Genomic DNA, 18,111 nt, shown 5'->3' with positions numbered 1-18,111 from the left:
ACGTCGTTACTGGGTGTTGACCTTCTCCGGCTGGTCCTGGATGGACTGCGGCTGCTGGGCGGCCACGGTGTTCTGCTCCGTGTCCTTCCGCTGGAACTGCCGCATCATGCCGCCGATGAGCGATGGACGACCCTGCGACTTCGAGTAGACGTCGAAGGCGACGGCCACGAGCAGGACCAGACCGCGGATGATCTGGACGCGGTTCGACTCGAGGCCGATCAGCGACAGACCGTTGGAGAGCAGGGCCATGACGAGACCACCGATGATCGAGCCGGAGATCGTGCCGATGCCACCCGCGACCGCGGCGCCACCGACGAACACGGCGGCGATCGCGTCGAGCTCCCAGCCGGTGCCGTCCGCGGGGCCCGAGGCGCCGGAGTAGCCGACGAACACCATGCCGGCGACCGCGGCGAGGACCGACATGTTCATCATGACGAAGAAGTTGACCTTGCGGGCGCTGACGCCGGACAGGACCGCGGCGTTCGCGTTGCCACCGACGGCGTAGACCTGGCGGCCGAAGATCGTGTTCTTGGTGACGAAGCCGTAGACGATCGTCAGGACGCCGAGGATGATCGCGACGATCGGGATCGACGTGCCGACGGGGCCGGCGGCGAACAGGTACGTGGCGACGAGGGTGACGACCACGAGCACGCCGGTGCGGACGATCGACACCCAGAGCGGAACGACCTCGGCCTGCATCTTCTTGCGGCGCTGGCGTCCGCGGAACTCGAGGAAGATCAGCACGAGGCACGTCACGATCCCGAGCAGGACGGTGCCGTTGGAGAACGGCGTTGCCGGGCCGAAGTCGGGGAGGAACCCGTTGCCGATGGTGTTGTAGTCGTCCGGCGTCGGGACGGACGTCGAGTTGCCGATGATCTGGTTCGCACCGCGGAAGATGAGCTGACCGGCGAGCGTCACGATGAAGGCCGGGACCTTCACGAACGCCACCCAGAAGCCCTGCCAGGCGCCGACCGCGGCACCCACGGCGAGGCCGAGGACGATCGCGAGCCAGGCCGGGAAGTTCCACTGCGACATCGACTGCGCCACGATGATGCCCGTGAACGCCGCGACCGATCCGACCGACAGGTCGATGTGGCCCGCGATGATCACCATGACCATCCCCAGCGCGAGGATGAGGATGTAGGAGTACTGCAGGAACACGTTGATGATGTTCGTGGGCTCGAGGATGAGCCCGTTCGTCGCGATCGAGAAGATGATCAGGATCGCGATCAACGCGATGATCATGCCGTACTGGCCGATCGAGTTGCCCTTGCCGAAGAGCAGTTTCAGGTTCTTCATGAGACGGGAGCGCCCTTCCGCGCGGAGGTCATGCTGCGCATGAGCGTTTCTGGATCGGCCTGGTCCGCGGGGACGTCAGCCGTGATCTGGCCCTCGAAGATCGTGTAGATCCGGTCGGAGAGGCCGAGGAGTTCGGGCAGCTCGGAGGAGATCAGGATGATGCCCTTCCCCTGTGCTGCGAGCTGCTGGATGATGCCGTAGATCTCGAACTTCGCGCCCACGTCGATGCCGCGGGTCGGTTCGTCGAGGATGAGGATGTCCGGGTCGGTGAACATCCACTTGGACAGGACGACCTTCTGCTGGTTCCCGCCGGAGAGCTTCCCGACGTTCTCCTCGACGCTGGGCACCTTGGTGCGGAGCATCTTGCGGTACTTCTCGGCGACGTCGTACTCCTCGAGGGAGTCGACGACGCCGGCCTTCGAGATCTTCTGCAGGTCGGCGGACACCGTGGACCGCTTCACCGAGTCGAGCAGGTTGAGGCCGAGCGCCTTGCGGTCCTCGGACACGTAGCCGATGCCGTGCTCGATCGCCTGCTGGACGTTGGTGACCTTGATCTCCTCGCCGTCCTTGAAGATCTGCCCGCCGAGCCAGGTGCCGTACGAGCGACCGAAGATGCTCATCGCGAGCTCGGTGCGACCGGCGCCCATCAGTCCGGCGAAGCCGACGATCTCGCCGCGCTTGACGTGGAAGTTCGAGCCCTTGCAGACCAGGCGCGACGAGTCGAGCGGGTGCTGCACGGTCCAGTCGCGGACCTCGAAGAACGTCTCGCCGATCTTCGGCGTGCGGTCCGGGAAGCGCGACTCGAGCGAACGACCGACCATGCCGCGGATGATGCGGTCCTCGTTGACGCCGTCGCCCTTGACGTTCAGCGTCTCGATGGTCTTGCCGTCGCGGATGATCGTGATCTCGTCGGCGATCTGCTCGATCTCGTTCAGCTTGTGGCTGATGATGATGCTCGAGATGCCCTTGGCCTTCAGCCCGACGATGAGGTCGAGGAGGTGCTGCGAGTCGTTCTCGTTCAGGGCCGCGGTCGGCTCGTCGAGGATGAGGAGCTTGACGTCCTTGTGCAGGGCCTTGGCGATCTCGACGAGCTGCTGCTTGCCGACGCCGATGCTCTTGATCTGCGTGTCGGGGTCGTCGCTCAGGCCGACGCGGGCGAGCAGGTCCTGGGCGCGGAGCTGCGCGGTCGTCCAGTCGATGACGCCGAACTTGCCTGGTTCGTTGCCGAGGAACAGGTTCTCGGTGATCGACAGCTCGGGGATGAGCGCGAGCTCCTGGTGGATGATCACGATGCCCGACTGCTCGGACTGCTTGATGTCCTTGAACCGGACCTCTTCGCCCTCGAAGACGATCTCGCCCTCGTAGGTGCCGTACGGGTAGACGCCGGACAGGACCTTCATGAGGGTCGACTTGCCGGCGCCGTTCTCGCCGCAGATCGCGTGGATCTCGCCGGCACGGACGCTGAGCGAGACGTCGGACAGCGCCTTCACACCAGGGAACTCCTTGGTGATCGAGCGCATCTCGAGGATCGTCTCGGGTGCGGTGATCGACCGGGTCTCGAGGCCGGTGTCGATCGGGGTTGACGCCACGGTGCATCTCCTTCTGCCGCTGCGATGCGGCAGTCCTTCGGGTGGTTCTGCTTGCGGCAACGAAGGGCACAGGAGGCCTGCGTGGACTTCGTTGTCGCGTCCGGTGTCCTGTCGTGTGACGGTCCATGTGACCGTTCACATCGGCGGAACGGAGGTAATACTACGCACGGGATCGGCGCGGCTGTCAATTCGGATTGGTCGCGGTTCGGTAACGGCCCGCGTGATCCGGCGGAACTCGTCCGCTCACGGCCCCCACGTTGGGGTACCCGGGGCGGCGCGCCGCGGGACCGGGGCGGTGCGCCGCGTGCGTCGAGACGCCGCCCGTGCGGCGAGACGCCGCCCGTGCGGCGAGACGCCGCCCGTGCGGCGAGACGCCGCCCGCGCGCCGAGACGCCGCCGGATGCGGCGGCGTCTCGCCCCGGAAGGGGAGTTCTGCGGGTGGTGAGGCGTCTCGTTCCGGCCAGACACCGCCGTGGAGCCGGCCGCCCACCTGCCTGGAGGCGCGGGGCGGGGCCGCCCCGCGCCTCCAGGCCGTCAGTGGGCGCGCCCACCCCCGCATGGTGAGCACGGACGGGACCCGACCGTTCCTGCTCACGAAGCGCAGCGCGGCGCGGCGAGTCAGCGCTTCCGGGGTGCGCTCGTGGAGCCGCGCACCACGAGCTGGGGAACGATGTCGATCGGGCGCAGCACGGCGTCGTCCTCGCCGGGCAGGAGCAGGTCCACGCACCGCCGGCCGAGTTCGGCGAAGTCGACCTGCACCGTGGTCAGCGGTGGCCAGAAGTGCTTCGCCTCGGGGATGTCGTCGTAGCCCACGACGGACAGGTCGCCCGGGACGTCGAGGCCGTACGAGCGCGCCGCGTGCATGACCCCGAGCGCCATCTGGTCGTTCGAGCAGAAGACGGCGGTGCAGTCCCGCCACCGCAGGAGCTCCCGGCCGGCGTGGTAGCCGAAGTCCGCGGTCCAGTCCCCGAGGATCGGCGGCACCACGGGCATGTCGCGGTCGGACATCTCGCGCAGGAAGCCCTGCATGCGGGCGTCCGCCTCGATCCAGTCCTGGGGTCCCGCGATGTGCCGGACGTACTCGTGTCCGAGGTCGAGGAGGTGCGCCGTCGCGAGTCGGGCGCCCTCCATCTGGTCGACCCAGAGCGCCGTCGGGTCCTCGCCCACGCTCGACCGCATCGTGACGTACGGCGTGCGGATGCCGAGCTCCTCGATGAGGTCGAACACCTTCTGCTGGGGCGCGATCACCACGATGCCCTCGACGTCGAGGTCGAGCAGCCGCTGGATGCTCTCCCGGACCGCTTCGTCCGTCGTCTCGGTGAGGGTCGAGGTGGTGACGTTGAACCCGCGGGTCACCGCGGCGTCCTCGATGGCCTGCAGTGCGACCGCCGGGCCGTAGTGCGCACGACGGGCGGTGAGCACGCCGATGGTGTGCGTGCGGCTGGTGACCAGTGCCCGAGCGGCCCGGTTCGGCCGGTACTGCAGCTGCTCCATCGCCGCGAGGACGCGGTCCCGTGTCTCCGCCCGGATGGCGTCCGAGTTGTTGAGCACGCGCGAGACGGTCTGGTGGGAGACCCCGGCGATCCGCGCGACGTCGCGGATGCTGGGCGATCGCGGTTGCTGTGTCCGCGTCGACGCCATTGCTACTCGTTTCTCGCCCGGGGCCGAAGCACGCCGATGTGCACGTTCACATTCCGAGCCAGATCATTATGCACACCTCGGGGATCGACGCCACCTGAGTTGTCGATTCGGAGACGGATGGGGTACGGTTCACGTCGTATCCGGCATATCGCCCGCACCGGAACGCACAACTGCAGATCGGCCGTCCCCCGAAGGACGGCAGTCGCTCCAGACCTCAGAGAACAGCGACACCCGCAGCGCACCAGCGCTGGGGTGTCGCTGTTCTTTTTTTGTGCCCGAACCCCCGCTGTCCCCACCCACCACGAAGGAGTGGTCTTGACCAAGTCCCGCAGACTGACGAGCTTCATCGTCCTGTCGATGACCGGCGGCGCGATCTTCCAGGTCGCGTACATCCGGTTCGTCTTCCTCGCCGACACCGCGCACGCGCTCGACCTCACCATCCAGCGCTACGGCGAGGTCACGTCGGTCTTCGGCGCCGTCGCCGTGCTCATGTACTTCTGCGGCGGATGGTTCTCCGACAAGTTCTCGCCGAAGGCCCTGATCGTGATCGCCCTCGTCGGGATGGGTGTCGTCGACCTCTGGCTGTCCACGGTGCCCGACGAGACCGGCGTCCTGATCGCCCACGTGCTCATGGCCGTGCTCGGCATGGGGCTCTACTGGTCGTCGCTCGTCAAGCTCATCTCGATGCTCGGGACCGCCGACGAGCAGGGCAAGCTCTTCGGCTGGCTCGAGGGCGTCCGCGGCATCACGTCGACCGTCGTGGGCTTCATCGGTGCCGGGATCGTCGCCGCCGCGATCGCCGACACTGGCGGGGTCCTCTGGGTGATGCGCATCTACGGCGTGCTCTGCCTGGTGTTCGCCGTGCTCGTCCTGGTCGTGGTCCGCACCGACCGGGACGCCCTCGGTCAGGTCGAACGCCAGGCCGTGTCGCTCCGGGAGCTCGGCGCCGCCGCCCGCAACAAGTACACCTGGCTGATCGGGTTCTCGATCATGATGATGTACTGCTTCTACACGCTGCTCGGCTACCTCACGCCGCTGCTGCAGGACGGCTACGCGGTGCCCGTCGTGCTCCTCGGGGCGATCGGTGTCGTCCGCACGTACGTCTTCCAGATCGTCGGCGGTCCGGTCGGCGGCGTGCTCGTCGACCGTTGGACGAAGTCGTCGCCGGCGTTCCTCCGCTGGGCATTCGTCGTCGCCGCCATCAGCGCCGTCGGCTTCCTGCTCCTGCCGCACGACCCCGCCCTCGTGTGGATCGCCGTCGTGCTGATGATCGTGATGTGCCTCGCGGTGTTCACCTCACGCGGCATCTACTGGGCGCAGGTCGGCGAGGTCGAGGTCCCGCTCGCCCAGCGGGGCGGCCTGATCGGCCTCGCCTCGGGCATCGCCTACCTGCCGGACGCCTTCCTCCCCGCCCTCGGCGCGTGGTGGGTCGGTGACCCCGCGAACGGCGTGCCCGCGCAGGGCGGTGGCTACACGACCATGTTCGCCGTCCTCCTCGGCGCAGCCGTCCTCGGCTTCCTGCTCACCACCCTCACCATGCGCGTCCGTGCACGCGAACTGCGGAACCGCCAGGCGCCCGACGTCGCCGTCGCCGCCTGACCCACCACGAAAGGACCCTCACCCCATGGACATCCGCGACTTCTCGATGGACCTGTTCTCGCTCGCCGGCAAGCGTGCGATCGTCACCGGCGGCAACTCCGGCCTCGGCCAGGCGTTCTCGCTCGCCCTCGCCAAGGCCGGCGCCGACGTGTTCGTGCCGAGCGTGGTCGACGACGACGGCACGACCCGGGCGCTCGTCGAGGGCGAAGGCCGCCGGTACGAGTTCCTCGAGGTCGACCTCACCGCCGCCGACGCCCCGACGCGCATCGTCGACGCCTGCACGGAACGGCTCGGCGGGGTCGACGTCCTCGTCAACTCCGCGGGCATCTGCCTGCTCGACGACGTCGAGGCGTTCGACCGCGCGAAGTGGGACCCGATGATCGCCGTGAACCTCACCGCGCCGTTCGCGCTCGGGCACGCCGTCGCGAAGCGGTTCGTCGCGCAGGGCTCGGGCAAGATCATCAACATCGCGTCGCTGTTCGCGTTCCTCGGCGGACAGTGGTCGCCCGCGTACGCCGCGACCAAGCACGGGATCGTCGGCTTCACGAAGGCCTACTGCGACGAGCTGGCGCAGCACAACGTGCAGGTGAACGCGATCGCTCCCGGGTACTTCGCCACGAAGATCACCGAGCAGACCCGCTCGAACCCGGAGACGAACCAGCGCGTGCTCGACCACATCCCTGCCGGGCGCTGGGGCGACGTCGCCGACCTCATGGGCGCGACGGTGTTCCTCGCCTCCCGCGCATCCGACTACGTGAACGGGCACACCCTCACCGTCGACGGCGGGTACCTCGTCCGCTGATCGCGGACGCGACCCCCTGACGGCCTGGAGGCGCGTGGCGGCGCCGCCACGCGCCTCCAGGCAGCAGACCACCAGACCAGAGCAACGAAACACACCAACGAAGGGCTCACCACCATGATCGACTCGATCGCCACCATCGACCGGGCCGAGATCCTGCAGCGTCTCGCCGGCATCGTCCGCCCCGAACAGATCGACACGGACGAGCAGCACCTGCTCGACGCGAGCGTCGACCGCTTCAAGAAGTACCAGTCGGTGCACGGCATCTACGACGCCCCCACCCCGGTCGCGATCGTCAACGCCGAGTCCACCGAGGACGTCGCCGCGATCCTGGCGTTCGCGAACGACAACCTGATCAACATCGTCCCGCGCACGGGCCGCACCGGCACGGAGGGCGGCCTCGAGACGAGCGTCGTCGACACGATCGTGCTCGACTGCTCCCGGATGGACGCCGTCCTCAAGGTCGACCCGGAGAACATGCAGGTCACGGTGCAGGCCGGCGTCCCGCTCCAGCGCCTCGAGGACGAGCTCCGCCTGCAGGGGCTCACCACCGGCCACTCGCCGCAGTCGAAGCCCCTCGCCCAGTACGGCGGCCTCGTCGCGACCCGTTCGATCGGCCAGTTCTCCACCCTGTACGGCGCGATCGAGGACATGGTCGTCGGACTCGAGGCCGTGTTCCCCGGCGGGCAGGTCCGTCGCATCAAGTCCGTCCCGCGCCGCTCGGCCGGTCCGGACATCCGCCACGTCGTCATCGGCAACGAGGGGGCGCTCTGCGTCATCACCGAGGTCACGGTCAAGGTCTTCAAGTACCAGCCGGAGAACAACGAGTTCCACGGCGCGCTCGTCGACGACATGCGTACGGGCATCGCGATCCTGCGCGAGGTCATCACGAACGGCTTCCACCCCTCGGTCGTGCGCCTGTACTCGCCGGAGGACGCCAACCAGCACTTCTCGCACTTCTCGAAGGGCAAGTGCGTCGTGGTGTTCGTCGCCGAGGGTCCGGCAGGCATCGTCCGCGCCACCTCGGAGGAGATCCAGCGCGTCATCGACCAGCACCAGCACGAGAAGGTCGACCCGGCGCTCATCGAGGCGTGGTTCGACAACCTCAACTGGGGCCAGGACAAGATCGACGCCGAGAAGGCCGTCATGCTGCGCGACCAGCAGCTCGGCTACACCACCGAGGTGTCGGCGGACTGGTCGGCCGTCGGCGACGTGTACGACGCGGTCATGCGCCGCATCCGTGACGAGTACCCGCACGCCGGAGACCTGACGATGCTCGGGGGCCACTCGTCGCACAGCTACCAGACCGGCACGAACATGTACTTCGTGTACGACTACCGCATCGACTGCTCGCCGGAGGAGGAGATCGAGAAGTACCACATCCCCCTCAACGCGATCATCGTCGAGGAAGCGCTGCGCCACGGCGGCTCGATGGTCCACCACCACGGCGTCGGCAAGTACCGCACGCCGTGGGTCGAGGAGGAGCACGGCTCGGCGTTCGCGATCATGCGGGGACTCAAGGCGCAGTTCGACCCGAAGGGCATCATGAACAAGGGCACGATCTTCCCGGAACCGGGCGCGATCCAGCCCGCCGCCGCCGACCCCGACACGCAGTTCTCGGCACCGCGCGCATGACCAGGTACCTCGTCGGCATCGACAACGGCTCGCAGTCGTCGAAGGTCACGGTCTTCGACGAGCGGGGCGGGGTCGTCGCCGAGGGGCGTGTCCCGCTGCGACCGAACCACACGCCTGCTCCTGGTGTGGTCGAACACCCGGACGACGATCTCTGGGACTCGATCGCGGCGGCGTGCCGGATCGCGATGGACGCGTTCCCGGGCGACCCGTCCGAGATCGTCGGCGTCGGGCTCTGCACGATCCGGTTCTGCCGGGCGGTGCTCCGCGCCGACGGGTCGCTCGCGCAGCCGGTCCTGAGCTGGATGGACGCCCGTGTCGGTGCTCCCTTCGTCGCGGAGCACGACGACGTGGCGTACGTCACGACGTCCTCCGGGTACGTCACGCACCGGCTCACCGGTGCCTTCCGGGACACGGCGGCGAACTACCAGGGCGTGTGGCCGATCGACACCGACACCTGGCGCTGGAGTGCGGACGAGGCCGCGTACGCCGCAACCGGCATGCGACCGGACCAGCTGTTCGAACTCGTCGCGCCCGGCGAGGTCCTCGGCACCGTGACCGACGCTGCGGCTGCGGCCACGGGCCTCCCGGTCGGCCTCCCGGTGGTCGCGACGGCCAACGACAAGGCCGTGGAGGCGCTCGGGTGCGGGCTCCTGGAATCGACGACGCTCCTCGTGTCGCTCGGCACCTACATCGCGGGCATGTCCGTCGGAGAGCGGAACATCGCCGGCGCGACCGACTTCTGGACCAACTTCGGGTCCGAGCCCGGCCGCTACCTGTACGAGTCCGGCGGCATCCGTCGCGGGATGTGGACCGTGAGCTGGTTCCGGGACCTGCTCGGGCCGGACTTCGCCGCAGCGGCGGAGGCGGCTGGTGAACGCCCCGAGGACCGCCTCAACCGCGAGGCCGCCGCCGTGCCGGCCGGCTCGGACGGACTGCTGACGGTGCTGGACTGGCTCGCGCCGGCCGACGCGGTGTTCCGGAAGGGGTCGATCCTCGGGTTCGACGGGCGGCAGGGCCGAGCGCACGTGTACCGGTCGATCCTCGAGGGCATCGCGATGACGATGCGCGACCGTGGCGACGCCATGGCCGCCGAGCTCGGGACGGCGTACGCGCGGGTGGTCGTGTCCGGCGGCGGCTCGTCCTCGGACCTCGTGATGCAGGTCATGGCGGACGTGTTCCAGACGCCGACCATCCGCATGGTCGGCGACAGCGCCGCGGGGCGCGGGGCGGCGATCTGCGCTGCCGTCGCGACCGGAGTGCACCCGTCGTTCGAGGCTGCGGCAGCGGCGATGGTCGTCGAGCGGGACCGGTTCACGCCGGACCCGTCGACCGCGGCGGTCTACGACGCGCTGCGTGCGGTGCACGCGGACGTGACGGTGCACACCGACGAGGTCTACCGGCGGACGGCGGCGATCGTCGGCTGACGGTGTCTCGTCTCGTCTCGTCTCGTCTTGTCTCGTCTCGACGAGACGAGACGCCGTCCGCGGTGCGAGGCGCCGCCGAAGGCGCGAGACGCCGTGAGATCCGGCGGTGTCTCGTGCCCTGGCCGGCGTCTCGGGCGGACGACGGTGTGTGGCCGCCGAGGCCCTGAGGTCCTACAGCCAGTTGCGCTTGCGGAAGATGGCCCAGAGCACGCCCATGAGGGCGAGCATCCCGAGGATCGCGACCGGGTAGCCGTAGCGCCAGTGCAGCTCGGGCATGTGGTCGAAGTTCATCCCGTAGACCCCCGCGATGAGTCCAGGCGCGAAGAGGATCGCCGCCCACGAGGAGATCTTCTTCACCTCCTCGCCCTGCCGGTGCGCGGCGCGTGCGAGCTGTCGGCTCTCCTCGCCCTGCGCCAGGCTGGCGCTCGTCATGCGGCGCATCGCCTCGTTCTGTTCCTGCGACACGAGGGTCGCGTGCAGGGTCAGGGCGTTCTCGAGCAGGGCGCGGAACGAGTCCACCCGTTCGGTGACGCGCAGCGCGTGGTCGAGCACGTTCCGCAGACGGTGCTGGACCTCGTCGTCGACGCCGTACTTGTCGGCGCCGCGGAGCAGCCCCTTCACCATCGCGGGCACCGGCTTCGTGGCGCGCTGGAACGCCAGGACCTCGCTGAGGAGCTGGTAGATGCGCTTCGAGACGCCGGGGTCGACCTGGCCGGCGAACAGCTGGTCCTCGATGGCGTCGATGTGGTCCTGCAGGATCTCGACGACCGGGGCGTAGCCGTCGACGACCTCGTCGAGCACGGCGGCCGTGACGGCCTCGGAGCCCCGCGCGAGGAACTCCGGATCCCCCTCGACCCGGGCACGGAGCGCCGCCAGGTCGGGTCGCTCGGCGTGCCGGACGCTCACCACGAAGCGGTCGCCGACGAACAGGTGCACCTCACCGAACTCGACGGTCTCGGCGCGGGCGTCGAACCACGCGGGTCGCAGCACCAGGAAGAGGGTGTCGCCGTACCGCTCGAGCTTCGCGCGCTGGTGTCCCTTGCGGGCGTCCTCCACCGCGTTCTCGTGCAGGTCGAACTCGGTCGCGACCGCCTCGAGCTCGGCGTCGTCGGGCCGGAGCAGCCCGATCCACGCCAGGTCGCCCCGCGTGGCGAGCGACAGGGTCGACGGTGACTCGACGCGACGTCCCTCGACGTAGACCGCGTTGTCGATCAGTGCCATGCTGTGCTCCTCTCGGGAGCAGGCAGGCGCGAAGTCACCCCGGAGTGGTCCCGGGGGCAGGCGTGGCTCAGCGAACGGGCACGGCGACGACCGTCAGGGGCGGCCGGCCCGATCGAGGATGGTCACCCGACATCGCGCCTCACCTGCCCTTCTGGTCCGTCGTGGCCGCGGTCCGCAGCCTCGTGGCCACACCCGTGGCCGACGTCCGACCATACTCCGCCGCCGCGCGGGCGCCAAGTGAGAGGGCGTTCACATGCCCCAGACGTCGTGGTTCGACGACGCGACCGCGACGGCCCCGGCACCGAGGGCGGCCATGACGTCGGCCTTGTCGCACACCAGGCCACCGGCGATGATCGGCACCGAGGTGTCGTCCCGCAGCCAGGTGATCACGCGGGGCATGCAGCCGGGCAGGATCTCGATGGCGTCCGGACCGGCCTGCTCGACCACGCGGGGGAGCTGGTGGTACGAGAACGAGTCGACGAGGAAGAAGCGCTGCACGGCGACGAGCCCCGCGCGCTTGGCGGCCCGGACGAGGTTCGACTTCGTGGAGAGCACCCCGTCGGCGCGGGTGTGCTCGGCGAGCCAGGTCACGACGACGTCCCGCGCGGCGAGCCCGTCGAGCAGGTCGACGTCCACCAGTACGGTCTTGCCGGCGTCCTTCGCCCGGTCGACGATGTCCGCGATGTCGAGCACGCTGCCGAAGAGCACGAACACGACCCCTCGGTCCGATGCCAGGACCTCGTCCAACGCGGACGCGTCCTTGATGCTCGCGATCACCGGGTCGTCCCGCAGCGCGTCGAGTACGGCCTCGGCTCCAGCGCGCGGTGCGACCGCGCGTTCCGTCGTGGTCATGCCGACCATTGTCGACGACGCGTCTGGGGACGGGCTGCCCAGCGGCAGCCGATCGTACCGAGTCTCGGCCGCGCACGCCCGAGTCTCGGCGTGGGCGACCGTTCTCGTGCCCGCGGGCACGAGAAGTGTCGCTCGGCCCGAGACTCGGGAGAGCGCGACAGCGGGACAGCGCGACGGCGGCGGTCAGCGCGTGATGTGCAGGCCGGCCGAGGTCAGCTCGGCGAGCTGCCACCCGAGCCACGGGCTCCACGCGAACGGCGCCCCGGCGACGGACTCCCGCAGGGCGTCCTCGGAGACCCAGGCGTACTCGGCGACCTCGTCGTCCGCGGGGGCGGGGACGTCGTCGGTGACCGCGCGGTACACCGGGCAGACCTCGTTCTCGACGATTCCAGAGGCGTCCACCGCGCGGTACCGGAAGTCGGGCAGGACGAGTTCGACGTCACGGACGGTGATGCCGAGCTCGCGCGACGCCCGGCGGGCGATGGCGTCCTCGAAGGTCTCGTCCGGGCCGGGGTGGCCGCAGAAGGTGTTCGTCCACACCCCCGGCCACGTCTTCTTCGAGAGCGCACGACGGGTCACCAGGACGTCGCCGTCGGTGTTCCGCACGTGGCACGAGAAGGCCAGGTGGAGGGGCGTGTGGTCTGTGTGCACCGTGAACTTGTCCGCTGTGCCGATCGGGGTACGGTCGTCGGCCAGAAGCACCACGGTTTCCGGGAATGCGCTCATCTGCATCGATAGGTTAGGCCAATGAGCGAGGAAGCGGCCACCGTGGCGCACATCGACCTCGCGCTCGTCGACGACTGCCTCGAGCGCTTCTTCGTCGTGTCGTCGGCGCGTGCCGAGCGCTACGGACGTCCTTCCGAGGAACTCTGGCGGGTGCTCCGCAAGGCGAGCATGGGCGGGAAGCGCTTCCGTCCGCGCATGGTCCTCACCGCCTACGCCGGCCTCGGCGGGGAGGACGTGCACGCCGCCGCGAACGTCGCCGCCGCCTACGAACTCCTGCACACCGCGCTGGTCGTGCACGACGACGTCATCGATCGCGACTGGTCCCGCCGTGGGCAGCCGAACGTCGCCGGGTCCTTCCGCGACACCGGGACGACCGGTGGTCTGCCGCTGCCCACCGCCGAGCACCGGGGGATGAGCGCCGCGGTGATCGCCGGGGACCTCGCCCTCGCCGCGGCACCGCGGTTCATCGAGTCCTCCGGGGTCACGGGGGAGCGACGCGCCCGGCTGCTCGAACTCCTCGACGAGGCCGTGTTCGCCAGCGCCGCCGGGGAGATGACCGACGTCGACCTCGCGCTCGGGGTGATGCCGACCGTCGACGAGGTCCTCCAGATGGAGCGGGCGAAGACGAGCGTGTACTCGTTCGAGGCGCCGCTGCAGTCCGGAGCCGTGCTCGCCGGTGCCGACGAGTCCGTCGTCGCCGCCCTCGGTGCCTTCGGGCGGGAGATCGGCATCGCCTACCAGATCGTGGACGACCTGCTCGGGGTGTTCGGGGACGAGGGCACGACCGGCAAGACCGTGCTCGGGGACCTGCGAGAGGGCAAGCGCACCATGCTCATCGCCCACGCGGCGACCACCGACTGCTGGCCCGACATCGCGCCCTACCTCGGCGACCCGGACCTCACCGAGGAGCGCGCGGCCGAACTCCGTGCGAACCTGGTCACCTGTGGTGCCCGCGCCGCCGCCGAGTCGCGGATCGCCGACCACGCAGCACTCGCCCGTGCCGAGCTCGCCGGACTGCCGTACGACCTCGCCGACCGCCTGGAGGGCCTCGTGACCGAACTCGTGGAACGCGCCCGGTGAACCAGACCGCACCGTCGCGTCTGCCCCTGTACGACGCCACGGCCGAGGCCGCATCGGGGGTCGTCATCGAGCGCTACTCGACGTCCTTCGGGCTCGCGAGCCGGCTGCTCACGAAGCACACCCGTGAGCACATCCGCAACGTCTACGCCCTCGTCCGGGTGGCCGACGAGGTCGTCGACGGCCCCGCGACCGAGGCCGGACTGGACCACGAGCTCGCCCGCACCGTCCTCGACGAGCTCGAGTCGGACACCGAGCGTGCCATCGCCCTCGGCTTCTCGGTGAACCCGGTGGTGCACGCGTTCGCCCGCACCGCCCGCGTCACGGGCTTCGGTCCCGAACTCACGCGGCCGTTCTTCGCCTCGATGCGGATGGACCTCGACCGGACCGAGCACGACCAGGAGTCCTTCGACCGCTACGTGTACGGCTCCGCCGAGGTCGTCGGCCTGATGTGCCTGCGCGCCTTCGTGTACCGCGCCGGTCGGCCGACCTTCGACGACGCCGTGCTCGTCGACGGTGCCCGCGCGCTCGGTGCCGCGTTCCAGAAGGTGAACTTCCTCCGCGACCTGCACGCCGACTTCGAGGTCCTCGGCCGCTCGTACTTCCCTGGTGTGGACCTCCGCACGTTCGACGAGGCGACGAAGGACCGGCTCGTCGCCGACGTCCAGGCGGACCTCGACCGCGCCGCCACGACCGTCCGGCTGCTGCCCGCCGACGCGAGGAACGCGGTCGGCCTCGCGCACGCGCTCTTCCAGGAGCTCAACGACCGCATCGCGGTCACGCCGGCGCACCGCCTCATCACGACGCGCGTGCGCGTCCCGAACCCGGTGAAGGCGCGCCTGGCCGCGCAGGTGCTCGCCGGACGTGCGCCGCTGCGGTCGCACGCGACCCACCACCGGACTGGAGGCACGGCATGACCCCGCCCCGCGCCTCCAGGAAGAAGGCCCCCACGTCCAAGCGCAAGGTGCCCGCCCGTCGCGCCGTCGTCATCGGCGGTGGCATCAGCGGACTCGCGTCCGCCGCCCTGCTCGCGCGGGACGGCTTCTCGGTGACCGTCCTCGAGCAGCGCAAGCAGCTCGGCGGCCGGGCCGGATCGTGGGAGCAGGACGGCTTCCGGTTCGACACCGGGCCGTCCTGGTACCTCATGCCCGAGGTGTTCGACCACTTCTTCCAGTTGCTCGGCACCTCGGCGGACGCCGAACTCGACCTCGAGAAGCTCGACCCCGGCTACCGCGTCTACAGCGAGGGCCACGACGAGCCGATCGACCTCCGCGCCGACCGCGAGGCGAACATCGCCCTGTTCGAGTCGATCGAACCCGGTGCCGGCAAGCGGATCCGGAAGTACCTGGCCTCCGCCGAGGACACCTACGCCATGGCGATCCGCCGGTTCCTGTACACGACGTTCCAGGACCTCCGCGGGCTCGCCGCCCCCGACGTCCTGCGTCGGCTGCCGAAGCTCGCACGCCTGCTCATCGAGCCGCTGTCCACGTTCGCCGAGTCCGCCGTGAAGGACCGCCGGCTCTGGCAGGTCCTCGGCTACCCGGCGGTGTTCCTCGGCACCAGCCCGTACGCGGCGCCGAGCATGTACCACCTGATGAGCCACCTCGACCTGGCCGACGGGGTGCTCTACCCGAAGGGCGGCATCACCGAGGTCATCACCGCGGTCGAGCGCGTCGGCCGTCGCGAGGGCGCGAAGATCATCGCCGGGGCGAAGGTCGAGCGGATCGTCGTCGAGGACGGCCACGTCACCGGCGTCGTGCACCGGGACCGGCGGGGCGTGCAGCACACCGCACCGGCCGACCTCGTCGTGAGCGCCGCCGACCTCCGGCACACCGAGCTGCAGCTGCTCGACAAGGAGCACCGAACCTACCCGGCCGCGCACTGGGCGAAGCGTGACCCGGGGCCGAGCGCCGTGCTCGTGTACCTCGGGGTCGACGGCCCGGTGCCCGGACTCCTGCACCACACGCTCGTGTTCACCGAGGACTGGAAGGCGAACTTCGGCGCGATCTTCGGCCACGACCGGCACGTCCCGGACCCAGCGTCGATCTACGTCTGCGCACCCTCGGAGACCGACGCGTCGGTCGCGCCGCCCGGATCGAGCAACCTGTTCGTCCTCGTGCCCCTGCCGGCCGACCTGTCCATCGGCAAGGGCGGGATCGACGGCGCCGGAGACTACGAGGTCGAACGGATCGCCGACCGCGCCATCGACATCGTCGCGGAGCGTGCCGGCGTACCAGACCTGCGGGAGCGCATCCGGGTCCGCCGGACGATCGGCCCGCGCGACTTCGCCGACGACTACAACGCCTGGAACGGGTCGATGCTCGGCCCGGCGCACACCCTCAAGCAGAGTGCGTTCTTCCGCGAGAAGAACGCCTCCCGCAAGGTCGAGGGGCTGTACTACGCGGGGGCCTCGACGATCCCCGGCATCGGGTTGCCGATGTGCCTGATCAGCGCCGAGGTCCTCCTCAAGCGCATCCACGGGGACACCACGACCGAACCGCTGCCGACGCCGCTCGGGTCCGCGTCGGTCGACGGCGTCTGATGCCCGGGCTGTACCTCGCCGGGCTGGTCGTGTCGCTCGTCGGCATGACCGTACTCGACGCCCGGTTCCGGCTGTTCTTCTGGCGGGCGCCGTGGCGTGCGGCGGCCGTGATGGTCGTCGGCGTGGCGTTCTTCCTGTTCTGGGACGCCCTCGGTGTCGCCCTCGGCATCTTCTTCATCGGGCCGCAGGACCTGCTGACCGGGGTGCTCCTCGCGCCGGACGTCCCGCTCGAGGAACTCTTCTTCCTGCTGCTGCTCTGCTACACCACCATGAACCTGGTCGGCTTCGTGCAGCCCCTGGTCGCACGTGGGCTGCGCCGGTCCGAGCGGAGGCGGCCGTGACCGGGTCGGGCGCGTACGCCCTGCTCGCCGTGCCGTTCTTCGCCGCGGTGGCCGTGGTCGCGGTCGCCGCCGGGATCGTCGCCGCACGACGCGCGCGTGCTCGGGGCCGCCGCGCGCCGACGGGCCGACGGATCGCGCTCGTGACCGCGCTCGTCGCCGGCACCGCCCTGCTCGTCATGACGATCGTGTTCGACAACGTCATCGTGACGCTGCGGATCGTCGCCTACGACCCGGCGCTCATCAGCGGTGCGAAGATCGGGGCGATCCCCGTCGAGGACCTGGCGTACTCGATCGCCGCGATCGTGCTGCTGCCCAGCCTGTGGGTCCTGTTCGACCGGACCGGTGCGCGGGACCGCACCGGCGCGCGCCCCGCGCCCGACCCGACCACCGCACCACCGGAGGAGACCCCGTGAACGCGAGCACTGCCTCCAGGCCGTCGACCCTGCGCGCCCTGTTCGTGTCGTCCCGACCGATCAGCTGGGTGAACACCGCGTACCCGTTCGGCGCCGCGTACCTGCTCGGCAGCGGCGTCGGAGTCGAGGGCGGCGGCGGGTTCTCGCTCGTGGCGTTCCTCGTCGGCGTCGTGTACTTCCTCGTGCCCTACAACCTGGCGATGTACGGCATCAACGACGTCTTCGACTACGAGTCCGACCTGCGGAACCCGCGGAAGGGCGGGGTCGAGGGTGCCCTGCTCGACAAGAGCGTGCACCGCACGACCCTCTGGGCCGTCGTCGTCACGAACGTGCCGTTCCTCGTCGCGCTCGTCGTGCTCGGGGCGGTGTCCGGGAACGGGCCGTGGTCCTGGCTGGTCCTCGCGATCAGCGTGTTCGCGGTCATCGCGTACTCGGCGCCGGGGCTGCGCTTCAAGGAGAAGCCGTTCCTCGACTCCCTGACCTCGTCGACGCACTTCGTGTCGCCGGCGATCTACGGTCTGGCGCTGGCCGGGCCACACTGGACCGGGCAGCTCGTCGCCGTGTGCGTGGCGTTCTTCCTGTGGGGTGTGGCCTCGCACGCGTTCGGTGCCGTGCAGGACGTCCTGGCCGACCGTGCAGGCGGGATCGGCTCCGTGGCGACCGTCATCGGGGCCAGGGCCACCGTCCGCCTGGCGTTCGTGGCGTACCTGGTCGCCGGTGTCGCGCTCCTGTTCTCGGCGTTCCCCGGACCGATCGCCGCGGTCGTCGTCGTGCCGTACGCCCTGAACGTGCTGCCGTGGTGGAACGTCACCGACGACGGCGCCGAGTCGGCCAACGCCGGCTGGAAGCGGTTCCTCTGGATCAACTACCTCGCCGGGTTCATCGTCACGATGGCACTCATCGCGTACGCGTTCACGCACTGACAGACTGGACGCATGCGCCGCGGCTGTCGT

Annotated in this window: 16 protein-coding genes; 10 read left to right on the top strand and 6 right to left on the bottom strand. The window is 69.8% G+C overall.

All coding sequences use genetic code 11. The annotated features are described in order from the left end of the window. Positions 1-6 precede the first annotated feature (6 nt). From mmsB to CRP27_RS17310, 3 genes are all read right to left on the bottom strand, one after another. Positions 7-1,299, bottom strand: coding sequence for a multiple monosaccharide ABC transporter permease (mmsB, locus tag CRP27_RS17320; protein WP_097181854.1), 1,293 nt, complete (start codon positions 1,297-1,299; stop codon positions 7-9). Beyond that, entirely contained in the window at positions 1,296-2,819 is a 1,524-nt protein-coding gene (gene mmsA / locus CRP27_RS17315) for a multiple monosaccharide ABC transporter ATP-binding protein (protein WP_176505677.1), read from the bottom strand. The genes mmsB and mmsA overlap by 4 nt, the downstream gene beginning before the upstream one ends. 687 nt (positions 2,820-3,506) lie before the next feature. Next, positions 3,507-4,529, bottom strand: coding sequence for a LacI family DNA-binding transcriptional regulator (locus CRP27_RS17310; RefSeq protein ID WP_097181853.1), 1,023 nt, complete (start codon positions 4,527-4,529; stop codon positions 3,507-3,509). 315 nt (positions 4,530-4,844) lie between these two features. Here CRP27_RS17310 and CRP27_RS17305 point away from each other — a divergent pair, with 315 nt between their 5' ends. The 4 genes from CRP27_RS17305 to CRP27_RS17290 all read left to right on the top strand — a co-directional run bounded on the left by CRP27_RS17305 (position 4,845) and on the right by CRP27_RS17290 (position 9,986). Then, a complete protein-coding gene (locus CRP27_RS17305) occupies positions 4,845-6,128 on the top strand; it encodes a nitrate/nitrite transporter (protein ID WP_176505667.1) in 1,284 nt (427 codons plus the stop codon). Between the two features lie 25 nt (positions 6,129-6,153). Next, on the top strand, positions 6,154-6,930 hold the full coding sequence (locus CRP27_RS17300) for an SDR family oxidoreductase (protein WP_097181851.1): 777 nt from the start codon (positions 6,154-6,156) through the stop codon (positions 6,928-6,930). A gap of 114 nt (positions 6,931-7,044) precedes the next feature. Then, a complete protein-coding gene (locus tag CRP27_RS17295; protein WP_097181850.1) occupies positions 7,045-8,562 on the top strand; it encodes an FAD-binding oxidoreductase in 1,518 nt (505 codons plus the stop codon). Further along, a complete protein-coding gene (locus tag CRP27_RS17290; protein WP_097181849.1) occupies positions 8,559-9,986 on the top strand; it encodes an FGGY-family carbohydrate kinase in 1,428 nt (475 codons plus the stop codon). Before CRP27_RS17295 ends, CRP27_RS17290 begins: the two co-directional genes overlap by 4 nt. 171 nt (positions 9,987-10,157) lie before the next feature. Here CRP27_RS17290 and CRP27_RS17285 read toward each other — a convergent pair whose 3' ends face one another. The 3 genes from CRP27_RS17285 to idi form a co-directional block, all read right to left on the bottom strand. After that, positions 10,158-11,207 (bottom strand): magnesium and cobalt transport protein CorA, encoded by a 1,050-nt coding sequence (locus CRP27_RS17285; protein ID WP_097181848.1) that lies wholly within the window; start codon positions 11,205-11,207, stop codon positions 10,158-10,160. 249 nt (positions 11,208-11,456) lie between these two features. Then, positions 11,457-12,059, bottom strand: a complete 603-nt coding sequence (locus CRP27_RS17280; RefSeq protein ID WP_097181942.1) for a glycerol-3-phosphate responsive antiterminator — start codon at positions 12,057-12,059, stop codon at positions 11,457-11,459. A 183-nt stretch (positions 12,060-12,242) separates the two neighbouring features. Further along, positions 12,243-12,785, bottom strand: coding sequence for an isopentenyl-diphosphate Delta-isomerase (gene idi / locus CRP27_RS17275; RefSeq protein WP_079238005.1), 543 nt, complete (start codon positions 12,783-12,785; stop codon positions 12,243-12,245). 21 nt (positions 12,786-12,806) lie between these two features. Between idi and CRP27_RS17270 the strand changes: the two genes are divergently transcribed. From CRP27_RS17270 to CRP27_RS17245, 6 genes are read left to right on the top strand one after another with little or no spacing between them, the layout of a single operon-like run. Next, on the top strand, positions 12,807-13,865 hold the full coding sequence (locus CRP27_RS17270; RefSeq protein ID WP_097181847.1) for a polyprenyl synthetase family protein: 1,059 nt from the start codon (positions 12,807-12,809) through the stop codon (positions 13,863-13,865). Then, positions 13,862-14,779: a phytoene/squalene synthase family protein gene (locus CRP27_RS17265; RefSeq protein ID WP_097181846.1), complete on the top strand. Its 918-nt coding sequence runs from the start codon at positions 13,862-13,864 to the stop codon at positions 14,777-14,779. The genes CRP27_RS17270 and CRP27_RS17265 overlap by 4 nt, the downstream gene beginning before the upstream one ends. Beyond that, a complete protein-coding gene (gene crtI, locus CRP27_RS17260; RefSeq protein WP_176505666.1) occupies positions 14,776-16,404 on the top strand; it encodes a phytoene desaturase family protein in 1,629 nt (542 codons plus the stop codon). Before CRP27_RS17265 ends, crtI begins: the two co-directional genes overlap by 4 nt. Then, a complete protein-coding gene (locus tag CRP27_RS17255; RefSeq protein ID WP_097181845.1) occupies positions 16,404-16,745 on the top strand; it encodes a lycopene cyclase domain-containing protein in 342 nt (113 codons plus the stop codon). Before crtI ends, CRP27_RS17255 begins: the two co-directional genes overlap by 1 nt. Then, positions 16,742-17,158 carry a lycopene cyclase domain-containing protein gene (locus CRP27_RS18335; RefSeq protein ID WP_097181844.1) on the top strand — a complete coding sequence of 139 codons (417 nt, stop codon included), beginning with the start codon at positions 16,742-16,744 and terminating at the stop codon, positions 17,156-17,158. The genes CRP27_RS17255 and CRP27_RS18335 overlap by 4 nt, the downstream gene beginning before the upstream one ends. Beyond that, positions 17,155-18,081: a prenyltransferase gene (locus tag CRP27_RS17245; protein WP_097181843.1), complete on the top strand. Its 927-nt coding sequence runs from the start codon at positions 17,155-17,157 to the stop codon at positions 18,079-18,081. The genes CRP27_RS18335 and CRP27_RS17245 overlap by 4 nt, the downstream gene beginning before the upstream one ends. Positions 18,082-18,111 lie beyond the last annotated feature (30 nt).

It is taken from the genome of Curtobacterium sp. 314Chir4.1, from assembly GCF_900215175.1.
GTDB lineage: Bacteria > Actinomycetota > Actinomycetes > Actinomycetales > Microbacteriaceae > Curtobacterium > Curtobacterium pusillum_A.
The sequence above is the reverse complement of the archived record's forward strand: the minus strand, read 5'-3'. Positions and strand labels throughout refer to the sequence as shown.

Bases quoted from the DNA above. Each gene is read 5' to 3' on its own strand.
- CRP27_RS17300 (WP_097181851.1), top strand. From the start codon at position 6,154: ATGGACATCCGCGACTTCTCGATGGACCTGTTCTCGCTCGCCGGCAAG.
- CRP27_RS17270 (WP_097181847.1), top strand. From the start codon at position 12,807: ATGAGCGAGGAAGCGGCCACCGTGGCGCACATCGACCTCGCGCTCGTC.
- idi (WP_079238005.1), bottom strand. From the start codon at position 12,785: ATGAGCGCATTCCCGGAAACCGTGGTGCTTCTGGCCGACGACCGTACC.
- mmsB (WP_097181854.1), bottom strand. From the start codon at position 1,299: ATGAAGAACCTGAAACTGCTCTTCGGCAAGGGCAACTCGATCGGCCAG.
- mmsA (WP_176505677.1), bottom strand. From the start codon at position 2,819: ATGCGCTCGATCACCAAGGAGTTCCCTGGTGTGAAGGCGCTGTCCGAC.
- CRP27_RS17285 (WP_097181848.1), bottom strand. From the start codon at position 11,207: ATGGCACTGATCGACAACGCGGTCTACGTCGAGGGACGTCGCGTCGAG.
- CRP27_RS17280 (WP_097181942.1), bottom strand. From the start codon at position 12,059: ATGACCACGACGGAACGCGCGGTCGCACCGCGCGCTGGAGCCGAGGCC.
- CRP27_RS17255 (WP_097181845.1), top strand. From the start codon at position 16,404: ATGCCCGGGCTGTACCTCGCCGGGCTGGTCGTGTCGCTCGTCGGCATG.
- CRP27_RS17290 (WP_097181849.1), top strand. From the start codon at position 8,559: ATGACCAGGTACCTCGTCGGCATCGACAACGGCTCGCAGTCGTCGAAG.
- CRP27_RS17295 (WP_097181850.1), top strand. From the start codon at position 7,045: ATGATCGACTCGATCGCCACCATCGACCGGGCCGAGATCCTGCAGCGT.
- CRP27_RS17310 (WP_097181853.1), bottom strand. From the start codon at position 4,529: ATGGCGTCGACGCGGACACAGCAACCGCGATCGCCCAGCATCCGCGAC.
- crtI (WP_176505666.1), top strand. From the start codon at position 14,776: ATGACCCCGCCCCGCGCCTCCAGGAAGAAGGCCCCCACGTCCAAGCGC.